This is a genomic window from Granulicoccus phenolivorans DSM 17626 = NBRC 107789 = JCM 15570, assembly GCF_000423085.1.
GTDB classification, from domain to species: Bacteria; Actinomycetota; Actinomycetes; order Propionibacteriales; family Propionibacteriaceae; genus Granulicoccus; species Granulicoccus phenolivorans.
In genome coordinates, this window is record NZ_AUHH01000023.1 from 52247 (window position 1) to 65852 (window position 13606).

General features: G+C 70.4%; 15 protein-coding genes and 2 rRNA genes. 4 read left to right on the forward strand and 13 right to left on the reverse strand.

All coding sequences use genetic code 11. The annotated features are described in order from the left end of the window. Positions 1 to 256: 256 nt before the first annotated feature. Both G531_RS0110690 and G531_RS0110695 read right to left on the reverse strand, forming a co-directional pair. The gene (locus G531_RS0110690; protein WP_026927257.1) at positions 257 to 1825 is read right to left on the reverse strand and encodes a MinD/ParA family ATP-binding protein; all 1569 of its coding nucleotides are present in this window, start codon (positions 1823 to 1825) and stop codon (positions 257 to 259) included. Positions 1826 to 1867: 42 nt separating this feature from the next. Then, complete coding sequence (locus G531_RS0110695) at positions 1868 to 2380, reverse strand: hypothetical protein (RefSeq protein ID WP_026927258.1); 513 nt, start codon at positions 2378 to 2380, stop codon at positions 1868 to 1870. A gap of 85 nt (positions 2381 to 2465) precedes the next feature. Here G531_RS0110695 and G531_RS0110700 point away from each other — a divergent pair, with 85 nt between their 5' ends. Next, entirely contained in the window at positions 2466 to 2708 is a 243-nt protein-coding gene (locus G531_RS0110700; RefSeq protein ID WP_026927259.1) for a hypothetical protein, read from the forward strand. Between the two features lie 9 nt (positions 2709 to 2717). Here G531_RS0110700 and G531_RS24580 read toward each other — a convergent pair whose 3' ends face one another. From G531_RS24580 to G531_RS0110715, 3 genes are all read right to left on the reverse strand, one after another. Then, positions 2718 to 4478: a M23 family metallopeptidase gene (locus G531_RS24580; protein ID WP_051215350.1), complete on the reverse strand. Its 1761-nt coding sequence runs from the start codon at positions 4476 to 4478 to the stop codon at positions 2718 to 2720. Next, positions 4478 to 5044 carry a hypothetical protein gene (locus G531_RS0110710; RefSeq protein ID WP_145978787.1) on the reverse strand — a complete coding sequence of 189 codons (567 nt, stop codon included), beginning with the start codon at positions 5042 to 5044 and terminating at the stop codon, positions 4478 to 4480. Before G531_RS0110710 ends, G531_RS24580 begins: the two co-directional genes overlap by 1 nt. 111 nt (positions 5045 to 5155) lie before the next feature. Beyond that, complete coding sequence (locus tag G531_RS0110715) at positions 5156 to 6037, reverse strand: LemA family protein (protein WP_026927261.1); 882 nt, start codon at positions 6035 to 6037, stop codon at positions 5156 to 5158. A 200-nt stretch (positions 6038 to 6237) separates the two neighbouring features. On the opposite strand from G531_RS0110715, the gene G531_RS0110720 reads away from it, so the two are divergent. Next, complete coding sequence (locus tag G531_RS0110720) at positions 6238 to 7713, forward strand: ATP-binding cassette domain-containing protein (RefSeq protein ID WP_162143170.1); 1476 nt, start codon at positions 6238 to 6240, stop codon at positions 7711 to 7713. Positions 7714 to 7731: 18 nt separating this feature from the next. Here G531_RS0110720 and pyrE read toward each other — a convergent pair whose 3' ends face one another. Continuing rightward, the gene (gene pyrE / locus G531_RS0110725) at positions 7732 to 8289 is read right to left on the reverse strand and encodes an orotate phosphoribosyltransferase (RefSeq protein ID WP_026927263.1); all 558 of its coding nucleotides are present in this window, start codon (positions 8287 to 8289) and stop codon (positions 7732 to 7734) included. A 66-nt stretch (positions 8290 to 8355) separates the two neighbouring features. Continuing rightward, positions 8356 to 9117 (reverse strand): class E sortase, encoded by a 762-nt coding sequence (locus G531_RS21875; protein WP_035758530.1) that lies wholly within the window; start codon positions 9115 to 9117, stop codon positions 8356 to 8358. A gap of 67 nt (positions 9118 to 9184) precedes the next feature. Here G531_RS21875 and G531_RS0110735 point away from each other — a divergent pair, with 67 nt between their 5' ends. Beyond that, on the forward strand, positions 9185 to 9967 hold the full coding sequence (locus tag G531_RS0110735) for a DUF2510 domain-containing protein (protein ID WP_026927264.1): 783 nt from the start codon (positions 9185 to 9187) through the stop codon (positions 9965 to 9967). 7 nt (positions 9968 to 9974) lie between these two features. Here G531_RS0110735 and G531_RS25705 read toward each other — a convergent pair whose 3' ends face one another. From G531_RS25705 to G531_RS0110755, 4 genes are read right to left on the reverse strand one after another with little or no spacing between them, the layout of a single operon-like run. Further along, positions 9975 to 10151, reverse strand: a complete 177-nt coding sequence (locus G531_RS25705; RefSeq protein ID WP_155827956.1) for a hypothetical protein — start codon at positions 10149 to 10151, stop codon at positions 9975 to 9977. 46 nt (positions 10152 to 10197) lie between these two features. Then, positions 10198 to 11001: a spermidine synthase gene (locus G531_RS0110745; protein ID WP_026927265.1), complete on the reverse strand. Its 804-nt coding sequence runs from the start codon at positions 10999 to 11001 to the stop codon at positions 10198 to 10200. Next, positions 10998 to 11642, reverse strand: coding sequence for an aminoacyl-tRNA hydrolase (locus G531_RS21880; RefSeq protein WP_051215354.1), 645 nt, complete (start codon positions 11640 to 11642; stop codon positions 10998 to 11000). The genes G531_RS0110745 and G531_RS21880 overlap by 4 nt, the downstream gene beginning before the upstream one ends. 32 nt (positions 11643 to 11674) lie before the next feature. Then, complete coding sequence (locus G531_RS0110755; RefSeq protein ID WP_145978785.1) at positions 11675 to 12244, reverse strand: hypothetical protein; 570 nt, start codon at positions 12242 to 12244, stop codon at positions 11675 to 11677. Between the two features lie 232 nt (positions 12245 to 12476). Between G531_RS0110755 and G531_RS0110760 the strand changes: the two genes are divergently transcribed. After that, positions 12477 to 12926 carry a hypothetical protein gene (locus tag G531_RS0110760; protein WP_026927267.1) on the forward strand — a complete coding sequence of 150 codons (450 nt, stop codon included), beginning with the start codon at positions 12477 to 12479 and terminating at the stop codon, positions 12924 to 12926. 209 nt (positions 12927 to 13135) lie between these two features. Here the strand turns inward: G531_RS0110760 and rrf are convergent. Next, positions 13136 to 13252 (reverse strand): 5S ribosomal RNA (rrf, locus tag G531_RS0110765). A gap of 129 nt (positions 13253 to 13381) precedes the next feature. Next, positions 13382 to 13606: ribosomal RNA gene (locus tag G531_RS0110770) — 23S ribosomal RNA — on the reverse strand; the annotation flags it as partial.

Genomic DNA, 13606 nt, shown 5'->3' on the forward strand with positions numbered 1-13606 from the left:
CACGGCTTGATCGAAGAGTTCCGTGAATTTGTGCGCAGCAAGTCCGAACTCGGTGAATCTCGAGCAGCTTGATGTACGAGCGTGCCACCCGAGGCCGTCGGGTGGCACGCTCGACGCCTTGGACCCTGGCTCGAACACCACGGCAGCGTTCGCCCGGGCCATCGAGCGTCACTGTGGGCAACCGAGCTTCTGGGCGCCCGGACGTTGGGTTTCCCGGAGTGACGCTGGATGACCGTACGGCCGCGTCCCGGCCGAATCAGCCCCGGGTCTGCTGCTCCCCGAAGCCCTTGGCCACCTCGTACGCCAGCTCCATGAACGCTTCCTGGGTCTGCGGCAGCAACTGGTCCCAGACGAAGTGGTGCCCGGCCTTGAGCAGCGGATCGTGCGGGATCGGAACCACCGCGCGGACCCGGCCGGCCAGCCCGCGGCGCATCTCGGCCTCGTGGGCCTCCTGCTCGGCGGCGAACTCCTCGATCATCGCGCGCAGTTTGCGGCCCTTGGGCGGGTTCGACTGATCGGGCAGGGTGAAGGTCTGGATCCGGGCCAGTGGCATCACCGCATTGCGCACCAGTTCCGGCCCGTGGATCGACTTCTGTTCCCACCAGTCCAGGGTCTCGGTCGCCAGCCGCCAACCGTCGGCAGCCGTGGTGGCGGGCACGACCAGGGTGTCGGTGGAGTTGTACACCTCGCGCATCAGCGGCAGCAGCAGGTCGGTCCCGGTATCGGTGATCACCAGCGGCCGGAAGGTCAGGATCACCTGCAGCGCCGCCTGGTACTCCTGGGCGGAGAAGCTGATCTGCTTCTCCGGGTCCTTCTCCGACGCCAGCACCTCCAACCGCGATCGGCTCATCGAGGTGTAGCGCCGGAAATCCGACGCGGTGTGGATGTTCGACAGGTTCGTCAGCAGGTCGCGTACGGTCCGCGGGTGCTCCTCGCCCAGCCGCTCGGCCAGCGTCCCGCGGTGCGGGTTCGCGTCGATCGCGGTCACCGAGTCGCGGCGGTACAGCGACAGCGCGGTCCCCAGCCCGAGCACGGTCGTGGTCTTCGACACGCCACCCTTGAGCGAGGACACCGTGATCCGGTGCGAATCGACCGGGGTGTCGATCACGTCGCGCATCGCCTCCCACTCCTGCGGGGTGAACCGGCCCTGCGGTTCGATGTCGCGCCGGCCGAACAGGCCCTTGCGCCGCGGCCGGGGCTGGGGCCGGGGCTCCCGGATCCCGAACGCCATCCCGGGCTCCGGGGTCGACGCCGGAGCCACGTCCTGCGCCGGCGCCACGTCCTGCGCCGGGCTCGGGGCCGCGGTCGGGGCGGGCGCGGGTGCAGCGGCCGGCCGCCCGGAGGGTGCGGGCTGGTTCGTGGGGTACGCGTCGGGTCCGGCGTACGGCTGCTGCGGGAACGACTCGGGCCGGTACGCCGGCTGATCGGCGTGATGCAGCGGCGGGCGGCCGACGGGACCCTGGGGTCCCGGCCCGACCGACGGCGGCGCGGTGGTCGGCCCCGCCCCGGGCTGCGCCGGGTGGCCCGACTGGGGGTGGCCCGCCTGGGGATAGCTCGGTTGAGGACTGGCCGGCGGCTGTGGTGCCGACGGGTGGGAGGCGGGCGGCTGCTGCGGGTGCAGCGCGGCGGCGTACCCCTCGAAAGCCAGCGTCGGCGCCCCGTCCGCCGGCTGCTGCCCGTTCGGCGGCGGGACCTGCCCGTTCGGCGGCGGGATCTGCCCGGGCGGTGCCCAGCGCACCTCGTCGGGATCCGGCTGATACCACGCCTGGGCCGCGCCGGGCGGCGCCGGCGGCCAATTCCCCGTCGGCGGCTGCTGCTCAGACAACTCGTCCCTCTCGTTCCACCGCTGTGACCGGGCCGAACACGCTCACCGGAGCGAGCCGATCAGCATGATCAGCAGGAAGACGACCAGCACCGCAGCCGCGGCCCCGATCTGATATTTCACCGGAATGTTGGACAGCCAGCGGTCCGCCTGATCCGCCCCGGTGGACCGGCTGAGCCGAGCCAGCAGCGGCGTCCGCGGGCGCTGCCCCTCCGTGGAATCGGATGCCTCCGCCTCCGAATCGAGGGTATCGCGATCCATCGCGTCATTCCCCATCGCGAACGCGCCACCCTGTCGCCGCCGCACGTCGCTGACCGCCTCCAGCAGGTTCCCCTGCAGCGGAATCGCGATCCCGTCGAGCGCATCCCCGGGCCACACCACGAGTTCGGCGGTGAACGGGTCGCCCGGTACCTGTTCGGTGATCTGCCACTCCAGCTGCTGCGCCCCGTACGCCGGTTCGCCGGTCGCCGAAGGCGGGTACGCCGGCTCCCCCACCGGTGTCGATGTCGGCCCGTAGTGCGGTTCCTGCTGCGGGGGCGGCGGGGCGGTGCCGGACATGGTGTCTCCTTCGACCGGTCGTCGGCCGGGGTGGGCCGGTGGCAGACTGGCTGCGCTCACGCTACTACCCGAAGGGGGCGCCCCCGTGGCCCGAAGTCGACGCCGCCGACAGCTGATCCTGGGCCTGGTCGGGTGCTGCTGGCTGGTCCTGATCGGGGTCGCCAGCTGGCTGGTCGGGTACGCCCTGACCGTCCGCGGGAACCCGCTGCGGTACGCCGCCGGGGTGGCGAATCTGTGGCCCCTGGCGTACGGGGCCTGGGTCGGGCTTCCGCTGCTGCTCGGCGCGCTGTGGAACCTGCGCTGGCTGCGCGGTCGGCTGCCGGGCTGAGCCGATACCTCAGATCTGGACGCCGTTGGCCCGCAACCAGGCCACCGGATCGGTCGCGGCGTAGATGTCCTCGGGCCCGACGCCGGGCGGGTGATACTCCATGTGCAGGTGCGGGCCGGTGGAGTTGCCGGTCGAGCCGAGCTTGCCGATCTCCTGCCCGGCGCGGACCCGGGTCCCCGGTGGCGTGGTGATCGCCGACAGGTGGGCGTACACGGTGATGTGTCCGCCGGGATGCTGCACCACCACGTTCAGCCCGGCCCAGGCCTGCTTGATCGGCGGCAACACGGTGCCGTCCATCACGCTGAACACCGGGGTCCCCGTCGGCGCGGAGAAATCCTCCCCGGTGTGCGTGCTGGACCAGTTCGCCCCACGCCGGCCGAAGGAGTTGTTCACCTTGTACGTCCCCGCCGGCAGCGGCGCGACGACCCCGCCCGAGCCCGCCGGGAGGGCGACCGGTTGGGTCGGCATCGTGGTGCCCCGATTCCCGAAAGTGGTCACATGGACGTGGTCCCGGTGCGCGGCGGTGTCGTCGGGGCCGGCGTAACAGCTGGCCTGCCCGCAGGGCCGCCACCCCTCCGCGGCCCGGCCGACCGACCAGATCTGGGCGTTCCAGATGATGTGGTCGACCCCGAGGGCATCGGCGTGGGCCCGGATGAACTCGGCGATATCGGTGCCGAGTTTGACCCCCGCCGGGGATTTGAAGTCCGCGAGAGCGCTGGAAATCATGATGTCCAGGCCGCGCCCGGACGGGTGGTACGGCAGCGCATCGGGCCGCACCCCGCCGTACACCTTGATCTCCGGCCACTTGTTGGCGACCGCGGCCGCGACCAGCATCGTGTCGGGTTGGACGCCGGGCAGCATCGCGGTCAGCCAGTCGGGGGCCGGGGCATTCACCGCCCCGTCGTACGCCCGCGGCCCGCACCCGATCGGCACCCCGGCCACCTCGAGGTTCGGCGCCGCCACTCCGATGCTCGGCCCGATCCGGGCGAGCAGTTGCTGGGCGAAGTGCTCGAACTCGGCGTACCGGCCGGGGAACGCCGAGCGCTGGACCGACTGCACGGCCGCCCCGGGATCCATCTGCTGCCAGTTCGGCTTGTCCCGCAGCCCGGGCGGGTCCCCGGATTCCTTGCCCTCCAGGAACAGATAGGTGGCCCGCCGGATATCCATCCGTTCGGCCGGGGTGCCGTGCCAGTGCTGCTGCTGAAACATCCCGACCGAGCGATGATCGACCGAGACGCCGTCGTTGGGATAGTTCAGCGAGTCGGCCTCGGTCGGCGCATCGGAGGCCAGGTTGTACAGCCGGGTCTCCACCATCGCGGCCATGAACAGCAGCACGATTTCCTGATCGGTGGCGTGGAACTCCCGGGCCGCGGTCGCGATCGCGGTCGCGTTGCGCAGCTGGGTCTCATTCAGCGTGTCGATGGTGGTCGGGGCGTACCAGTGGGCGTTGCGGACCGGCGGCCCGCCCGGGTTCGGGGTCGTCATCGGCTGCGGGGACACTCCGCCCGGCGGCATCGGCTGCTGGGTCGCCACCCGACAGTTGGTCGCGGCCTGCCCGGGCGTACGCGGCGGCACCGGAACGGGCACCAGGCTGACGATCGACATCGGCACGGTCACCACGGCGGCCACGGCCAGCACCCCCAGCAGGCCCAGCCACAGCGGGCCCCGCGGTGACCTCCGCTGCGGCGCCCCGCGGCCGGTGCGGGGTCGCCGCTCGACGACGACCAGCCGGGACCGCAGTTGCTGGGCAAGGCCGACCGGGCGCGGCATCAGTGGCCGAACTTCTCCAGCGAGGCCACCGCCCAGCCGCGGGGGGCGTTGGCGTCCTGCACCAGCCACATCCCCCACCAGGAGTCATCGGTGAGCTGCACATGGGCGTACGCGCGGGTCGCGGTGCCCGCGCTGGGATCCAGCGCGGCGTCGCGGTTCGGTACCCGGGTCGCGGCCGGCACCCGGGACTGGTCGATCTCGGCGATGTCGACCAGGTTCTGCGGGGTCGCCAGTCCCTGCAGTGCCGTTTTGCGCGCCTCGGTGGAGCCGGCCGCCAGGAACGCGTCGATGTAGTCGTTGGCCAGCTGGATCTGGGTGCGCTGGGTGTCGTTGGCCGGGAGATCCTCGCGATGCTCCGGCGGCATCGTCGGCGCCGCCGAGGGTGCCGCGGTCGCCGACGGCGTACTGATCGGTCCCGTGGCGTGGGGGTCAGGGTCTGCCGCCTGTCCGTCCTGCCCGGAAGTGACCACCAGGATGATCACCGAGACGAGCACGATCACCGCGACGCCGACCACGGCGGCGATCAGCTTCGGGCGCGTGGCATCGCGCAACGCGGCAGGACGCACGGTCGACTCCTTGGGCGCTCCGGGGGTGGGCGGGGTCAGCGTACCCCGCCTCCCGGCTCACCGAATCGGAATGTTCCGGCGGCTGCTCGGGCCTCGGCAGACGTCCCGGCGTCAGCTGCGCCCGGGTCGGGCGGCGGCGGTCGGCCGCAGTGCCCGGGGCGGATTGTGGGTCACCTGGGGCGCATGGACCGGCGGCGACTGCGGCGGGCGCGGGGCCCGGGCCGGCTGCGTCGGCGCGGCCGCCGGGGTCTGCTGGGGTACGAGCGGTCGGGTCGGGCCTGCCGCGTCGGGGGCCGGCCGGACCGGTACCGGACGCGTCTGCGCCGGGCGCGTCTGCTCCGGACCCGGCTGCGCCGGCCGGGCCTGCTCGGGGCGGGCCTGCTCCGGACGCACCTGCGCAGGGTGCGGCGCGGCGCCCGCCGGCACCGGGGGCTGCGCGGGCGCGGAGGTGCCGAACGGCATCGCCGGGGAGAACTTGAAGTAGTGCGCCACCCACCGGGTACCGCGGTTCTGCTCCAGCCCGCCGTTGTACGCCTCGACGAGTTGGTTGTACTGCTTGCGATTGTTGGACAGCTGCTTCTGTTCCTGCGCCAGCGTCTGCTGGGCGGCGAGGAAGTTCCGGTTGCCGGCCAGGTCGGGGTAGGCGTACCCCAGTGACAGCAGACCGCGGACCGCCACGGTCAGCTCCCGTTCGGCGTCCGCGCGTCGGTCCGACGGCGCGGTGCCCTCGGTGATCGACAGTTCCTGGGCGGCCTGCCGCAGGGCGTCGACCTCGTCGGTGATGCGGGTCTCGGCGGGGGCGTACCGGCGAACCAGCCGGGTCAGCTCGGCGATCGCGTCGTAGCGCCCCTGGAGGCGGCCGTCGACGCGCTTCCAGGCCTCCTTGATCGCGGTGCGCTGGTACTGGAAGTTCGTGTACGCGACCATCGCGGCGAGTCCGGCGACCAGCAGCACGATCAGGACGATCAGAACGAGCACGATGATCCAGTTCACGGTTTCCTCCGCCCGAGCGGTTGCAGGTTGTCCGTAGTTTACCGAGTGGACACCAACTTCCCGATCCCGAATGATTCCGGTTGGCTAACGCTGCTGATCCCGTTGGCCAACGCGGCGATGTCGTGGCCGGGGCGGCCTCGGCTAAGCTCAATCAACAGCGCCGCCTGGCCACGGCCGCTACGTACCGAAGGGAGCCGAGTGTGGATGCTGTTGTGACTGCCGATCCTGTTGTGACCAGCGCTCCTGCTGTCAGCATCAGGAATCTCACCAAGAGCCACGGAGGTCCGCCGGTCCTCAAGGGCGTCGAGATCGATCTGTACGCCGGCGAGATTCTCGGCCTGGTGGGCGAGAACGGCGTCGGCAAGTCGACCTTCATGCGCATCCTGGCCGGTGAGTACACCGCCGACTCCGGCGAGATCATCCTGGACGGGGAGCCCTACCATCCGCGGAATCCGGCTGAGGCCAAGGAGTTCGGCGTCGGGATGATCCATCAGGCGCTGCACCTGGATCCCAAACTGACCGTCGGCGAGGCAGTGCTGCGGACTTCCCCGCACCTGCGCCACACCCCGGAGGACGCCACCCGCTCGGCCGAGCGGGCGCTGAAGGCGATCGGTTCGCAGCTTCGCCCCGACCAGCGGATCGCCGAACTGCATCCGGCCGAACAGGCGCTGGTCGAAGCGGCCCGGTTGTACGCCGAGCGGGCCCGGCTGATCATCATGGACGAGGTCACCGCGACCGCGAATGCCGGCGAACTGGCGGCGATGCACCGGATCGCCCGGGTGTTCGCCGCCCAGGGCCGCAGCATCATCTACATCTCCCACCGGCTCACGGAACTGCACGACCTGTCCGACCGGATCGCGGTGATGCTGGACGGGCAGATCGACGTGATCTTCGATGCCGACCAGGTCACCCCGGACCACATCGCCGACGCGATGCTCCCCGACGGGTACGCCACCCCCGAGCACGACCGGGCGGGTCATCCGACCGACCGACCGCTGCTGGAGGTGCGCGGGCTGACCGTCGGCGACAAGCTCTCCGGCGTCGACTTCACCGTGCACCGCGGCGAGGTGCTCGGGTTCGTCGGGCCGCGCCGCAGCGGCGTCCGCGAGGTCGCGCTGGCGCTGTCCGGGACAGCCGAGAAGGCGACCATGCAGGCCCGCTGGGACGGTCGGGAGGTCCGGCTGGCCAGTCCGGAGGATGCGGCGAAGCTGGGGATCGCGTACTTCTCCGACCAGCGGCACGAGGACGGCCTGAACGCCGAGCACACCGTGGCCCAGCAGCTGGCCGAATCCGGGCATCCGGAGACCCCCGAACAGGTCGCCGAACGGCTGCGGCTGCAGGAGGAGCACCTGTACGCCGAGGTCGCCATCCTCTCCGAGGGGCAACGGCAGAAGCTCGCCCTGCAGCGCTGGGTCACCGAGCAGCGGGAACTGGTCATCCTGAACGAACCCACCCGGGGCCTGGACGTCGGTTCCCGGCGCGAGATCTACGCCATGCTCGCCGAGCACACCGAGCGGGGGCATGCGGCGATCCTGTTCACCTCCGACCCGACCGAGTTGCTCGACTGGTGCGACACGATTGCGATGATCCGCGAGGGCAAGCTGACCCGAATCGCGCCGGCGGCCGAGCTCGATGATCTGGAGATCACCCGGGCGATGAGCGCCCGGGCGTACTGATCGGCGCGGGAGCGGTCCTCAGCCGAGGCCGAGTTCGGCGGCGCTGACGGCGTACCGATAGGGCAGGCCGGCCTGCTCGATCGCCTCCCGCGCACCGGTGTCGCGGTCCACGATCCCGGCGACCGCGATCACCTCACCGCCGGCTTCGCGGACCGCTTCGACCGCAGTCAGCGCGGAACCGCCGGTGGTCGAGGTGTCCTCGACCACCAGGACGCGCCGGCCGGCCACGTCGGTCCCCTCGATCCGGCGCTGCAGCCCGTGCGCCTTCTCCGACTTGCGGACCACGAAGGCGTCCAGCCGCTCCCCGGCCGCCGCGGCGGCATGCAGCATCGCGGTCGCGACCGGATCCGCGCCCAGCGTCAACCCGCCGACCGCGTCGAAGTCGAGATCGGCGACCAGCGCCCGCATGACCCGACCGACCAGCGGGGCGGCGTACCCGTCCAGGGTCACCCGGCGCATGTCGACGTAATAGTCGGCCTCGCGGCCGGAGGACAGAATGACCTTCTGGTGGACGACGGCGAGCTCGGTGATCTGCGCGATCAGGGCTGCCCGGTCCTCGGCGTGGGAGTCGCTCATGGGCGCAACCCTACGGGCTGATCGCTCGCCCGGGGTCGGTTCTTGCCCGGGTCGGTCTAGCGCGGGTCAGTTCTTGTTCGTCTGGCTGGTCAGTTCGGCAAACCCGATGGACCGATCGGCGGAGCGGAACAGGTCCTGGCAAGTGGTGAGCGTCAGCAGCGGTTTGGCGGCCTGCTTGGTGGGTTCGCCGGGCACCGGGTCGAGGACCCAGGTGTCGTGGTCCTGCACGGTCAGGTCCTTGGGTTCGACCATGATCGTGTAGGTGTAGATCTTGTCGCGGGTCTCCACGATGACCGGGTCGCCCTTGCGCAGTTCGAGCAGCTTGGCGAACGGTTCCCCGTGGGTCACCCGGTGGCCGGCGATGGCGAAGTTGCCGACCTGGCCGGGGGCGGCCGAGGACTCGTACCAGCCCACTCCCCGGGTCAGCGTGTCGGTGTCGGTGCCGGTCAGGATCGGCACCTCGAAGTCGGCGCCGAAGCGCGGGATCCGCAGCAGCGCGATCGCCTCGCCCGGGATCCGCTTGCCCGCGCTCGCTGTGCTCGGGTCGGGCTTGCCGGAGTCGGCCTTGCCGGTGGTCGGCTGCGCCGAGGCGGCCGGCGTACGCGCGGGGCTGCTCGGGGCGTTGGGGCTGCTCGGCTGTCCGGCCTCCTGGTCCCACTTGGACCGCAGTTCGCTGCGATGTTCCTGGAAGGCCTGCTGCGACACGGCGTTGGTGCCGAAATACTGATACCCCAGCCAGCCCAGGGCGCTGATCCCGATCACCAGGAGCAACACGCCGAGGACGGTGAACGGGGAGAGCTTCTTCTTCCCACGCGAGCGCTGTGCCATGGGGGTCATTCTTGCCGCGCGTCGGGCCGGTTCCCAAGTCGAAATGGGCGGAACATACCCTGCTGAGGTGAGCATCCCCGGTTGGTATCCCGATCCCGAGCAGCCGAGCCGGGAACGCTATTGGGACGGCACCCGCTGGTCGGACCGGTTTCGCTCCCCCGCGACCGCGCGCCGTCGGTTTCCGGTGGTGCCGGTGATCGTGATCGGAGTGGTCCTGGTTCTGATCGTCGTGGGGGTGGGGTGGCTGACCGGTGGAGCCGAGCCGACCGATCGGCCCCGGCGTGATCCGGCGGGGGGCCGGCCCACGCGGGAACCGTGCCCGCGCCGCGACACCAGCAGTCCGCTGCCGCAGCCGAGCGATGGCCGGGTCCATGCCGGCCCGTTGTCCTTCCCGCAACTGCCGGGGCCGTGGGAGGCGCCGCGCTACGAGCCGCGGATGCCGTACGGCCAGGGAGCGATCCATCAACGGATCGTCACCGACACCTCCCCGTCGTGGATGGCCGAGATCGGCGTTGCCACGCTGAGTGCCGGGGACGGCTATTTCGAGCCGCAGGAGGGCGCCGAACGGATCCTGGCGTGTCTGACCGCCTCGGTGTTCCTCGGCCATCCGATGGACTTCCACCCTCGGTCGGCCGGCCCGATCACGGTGAGCGGCCAACCGGGCTATCGGATCGATGTCACAGCGACCTTCGACATCCCCGACCTGAACACCACCTCGGAGCAGACCACCATCATCGTGGTGAGCAACGGTCGGGAGTCAGCCGGCTTCCTCGGGTCGGTGCCGGACTCACATCCACACTACCGGGCCGGGGTGGAGACGGCTGTCGCCGGGCTGCAGATGCAGCCCTGACCGCCGCTCAACGCCACAGGCCGACCAGCAGCGTCTCGGCCAGACCGATCCCGAGCGCGACCAGCAGCCCCATCACGATGGCCACCAGCACGGTCATCAGCAGGGCGCGGCCCTTCCCGTACCCGATGCGGCCGGATTCCGACGCACGTTCGGTCATGGCGTCCCCCGTCTCGTCGTCTGCCATGGCAACCTCCCGGAACACCGTACCCAGTCGCCGGTAACCGGCGGGTTCAGCTGAAGACCGTGTCCCCGACCGGTGGCGGCGGGGACGGCTCGCAGTCCTGGTCGGTGTACGCCGCGGCCCCACCGACGAAGCGGCGCAGTTCGGTGCCGTAGAGCACGCGGTACGGGAACGGGGACGCGGCCGCCCGGCGGGTGAGCGCCTGGACCGGTGGGGTGGCCCGGGCCGCCAGGGCGATCAGGTTCCCGAAGCGCCGTCCCTTGAGGGTGGCCGGCTCGGCCTCCAACAGCGTTTCGGGGAAGATCTGAGCGAGGCCGGCCATCACCCGGCGGGTGTAGTGCAGCGGTCCGCGATCGGTGACGTTGACCAGCAGCATTCCGTCGGCGGCGAGCACCCGGGAGATGTCGGTGAAGAACTCCACGGTGGTCACGTCGGCGGGAACACTGGCCTCGGCGAAGGCATCGAGGATGATCACATCGGCGTACTCACCGGGCATCGCCGCGATCCCGGTCCGCCCGTCGGTGGCCCGGACCTTGATCCCGGAGTTGCGGGGCAGCGGAGCGGCCTGGCGTACCTCCTCGGTGAGGGAGGCGTCCGGCTCGAGCACGATCTGCGGGGAGGTGGGGCGGGACACCGCGACGTAGCGGGCCAGGCTCATCCCGGCGCCGCCGATGTGCACCACCCGCATCCGCTCCCCTTCGGGCCGGTGCACGTCCAGGGCGTCGGCGATGCGCTGCATGTAGTCGAACTCGAGTCGGGTGGGTTCGTCCGGATCGATCCAGGAATGGTCGGTTCGGTTGATCCGGACGTAGTACGCGCCGGGTACCTCGGGATCGGGGACGAGTCTGCTCATGCTTGCTTCCAGTCGGGCCAGTGCGCGGGCGGCCACCACGCCCGCACGGTTTCGGTGGGGCCGTCGAGCTCGGTGAACCCGGCATCGACGACATGGATCTGTCCCGGCTGCCTCGCCCAGTGCGCGGGCGTCGCGGTGGTGACGCGGACCCGGTAGGCATCGGCGGCCCAGGTGGCCCGTTGCTGCGGCGTCATCGCCTCCCAGGACAGTTGGGCGGCGTGGCCGCACTGGGCGGCTGCCTTCCCGGTGGTCATCTCGATGTGCGGGTTCAGCGCGATCAGCAGATAGGCGCCGACGGTGCTGCTGGGCCCGGTCCGCGGGAGTTCGGTTCCCTCGACCTGGAGCTTCGCCAGTTCGGGGGGCAGTGGGCGGACCGGAGCGGGCACGAATGCCCGGGCCGCGGCCTTGCCCTGGGTCACGGTGACCCCGGGCAGGTGCTGGACGCCGAGCCAGGGGGCCGGGCGGGCGCGCCGGACGAGTTTGCGGATGGCGGCATCGCGCCAGATCCGGATCGGTTCGGACCAGGCGCCGTGTTGGGCGTCCTCGGAGGCGAGCAGCGCCACGACCGCCCGGGCGGCGACCTCACAGGTGCTCACGTGGTCGGCGGGGTCCGCGCGTTCGTAGCGCACGGCGATCTGCATGGCCCACGGGATGCCGTGGTCGTCGGGTTCGGTCACCGCCACGCGTCGATCATCTGTTCGGCGATGTGCCGGGGCACGCTGGTGGCGTCCTCGTACGCCTGGATCGCCCCGGCCCGGTCACCGGCAGTGACGAGTTCGGTGATCCGCCGGCGTACGGCCACCGGGAGCACCTCGCCCAGCTGGGACGGACCGCCGACCGGGGCGGAGGCCACCACCGGGGAGGCCGAGGCGTGCGAGGGTGGCATCGCCGGGCCCGCGGGTGGAGTGGCGGCGCTGCGGTGCGGGTAGGTACCGGTGGGGCGTGGTGGGACGGGTCCCGGCGCGGCCGGGTACCGGGCGAAGGAGCCGGTGTCGGGCGAGCCGGCGTACCCGCCGGACTGCGCGGATCCGGCCGGGGGCGTCCCGTAGCGGCCCTGGGGTGCCGGTGGGTACGCCGCTGCGCGTCCCGGGGGTACGCCGGGTGGCTGCGGTTTCGCGGACTCCCGATTGCGCCGCCCGATCAACAGGACCAGGGCGGTGACACCGGCCGCGACAATCATCAGCGCCAGGATGAGCAGGATCACCACCCAGAAGTCCATGCCCACCCCCCCTGTCCACGCCAAGCTCTGCCTGAGTCTAGCCCGTCGGCCGGTCCGTGCGCCCGGATCGCGCCGGCGGACTCCCCCGGCCGACCGGGCAGCGGCACGGGGTGTGGCCGGCTCGGGATCCCGGCAGGCGGCGAAGTCTGAGAAACAACTCTTCCCAGTCGGCGCTGTGTCCCCTACGGTGAGGGTACTGCTCTCTCGCGCGCGACGCTGCGCGTCGATCGCGAGTACACGATCGGGAGGAACGTTTATGACCACCAACAGTGCTTCCAACGCCGCCAACGCCGCCAACGCTGCCAGCGACGCCGTGCTCGACATCGTCAAGGCCCAGCACGAGATGCTGAGCCAGATGCTCGACAAGGTCGCCAAGGCGAACGAGTCGGGGCGCAAGGCCGCCATGGGCAGCCTCGAGCGGTTCCTGGGCGCCCATGAGGCAGCCGAAGAGGCCTACCTCGAGCAGGCCAACCGCAACCTGGAGAACGCACAGACCTGGATGCAGAAGCTGCATGACCTGGACCCGACCTCCAAGGAGTTCCCGCAGCAGTTCAGTCAGTTCTCCTCGGATCTGGCCAAGCACACCCAGACCGAGATCACTCACACCATTCCGAAGGCCCTGCAGGACATGACCCAGGCCCAGCTGGATCTGGTCAAGTCGGCTTTCCTGCGCGTCAGCGACAGCGCCGAGCCCGTCGACAACTGACCCCGGGCCGGCTCGGACCGGTCCGCGGATTCCTCAGCAGGAGCATCGAGCCGGTCGGGCTCGGTGCTCCTGTGCTGTCTCCCCCGGGGTACGCCGGCCCCGGCGTACTGACGGCCGCCCCGGCGTACGTGTGACGAAAAGGTTTTGAACGCAAAAATGGCCTTTGGGGTGACCACACAAAGATGGTCACCCCAAAGGCTGAAAAAGTTGTCCGGCGACGTCCTAGTCTCCCACACGCTATCGCGTGCAGTACCATCGGCGCTGAAGGGCTTAACTTCCGGGTTCGGAATGGGACCGGGTGTTTCCCCTTCGCCATGATCACCGTAACTCTATCGAGTTGTCACGAGCACACCCCCCAAGGGGGATGTTTCCCGACTGTACCTCGGGAGCTTCACAGTGGACGCGTAGCACCTTCACACCAAAAAAAATTGTCAAAGATATTTGTTGTTTGTTGTAGGAACAAGCCCTCGGCCTATTAGTATCGGTCAGCTCCGCACATTACTGTACTTCCACATCCGACCTATCAACCCGGTGGTCTTCCGGGGGCCTTAACCCATACGGGTGGGAACCCTCATCTTGAAGTATGCTTCCCGCTTAGATGCTTTCAGCGGTTATCACTTCCCAACGTAGCCAACCAGCGATGCTCCTGGCGGAACAACTGGCACACCAGAGGTTAGTCC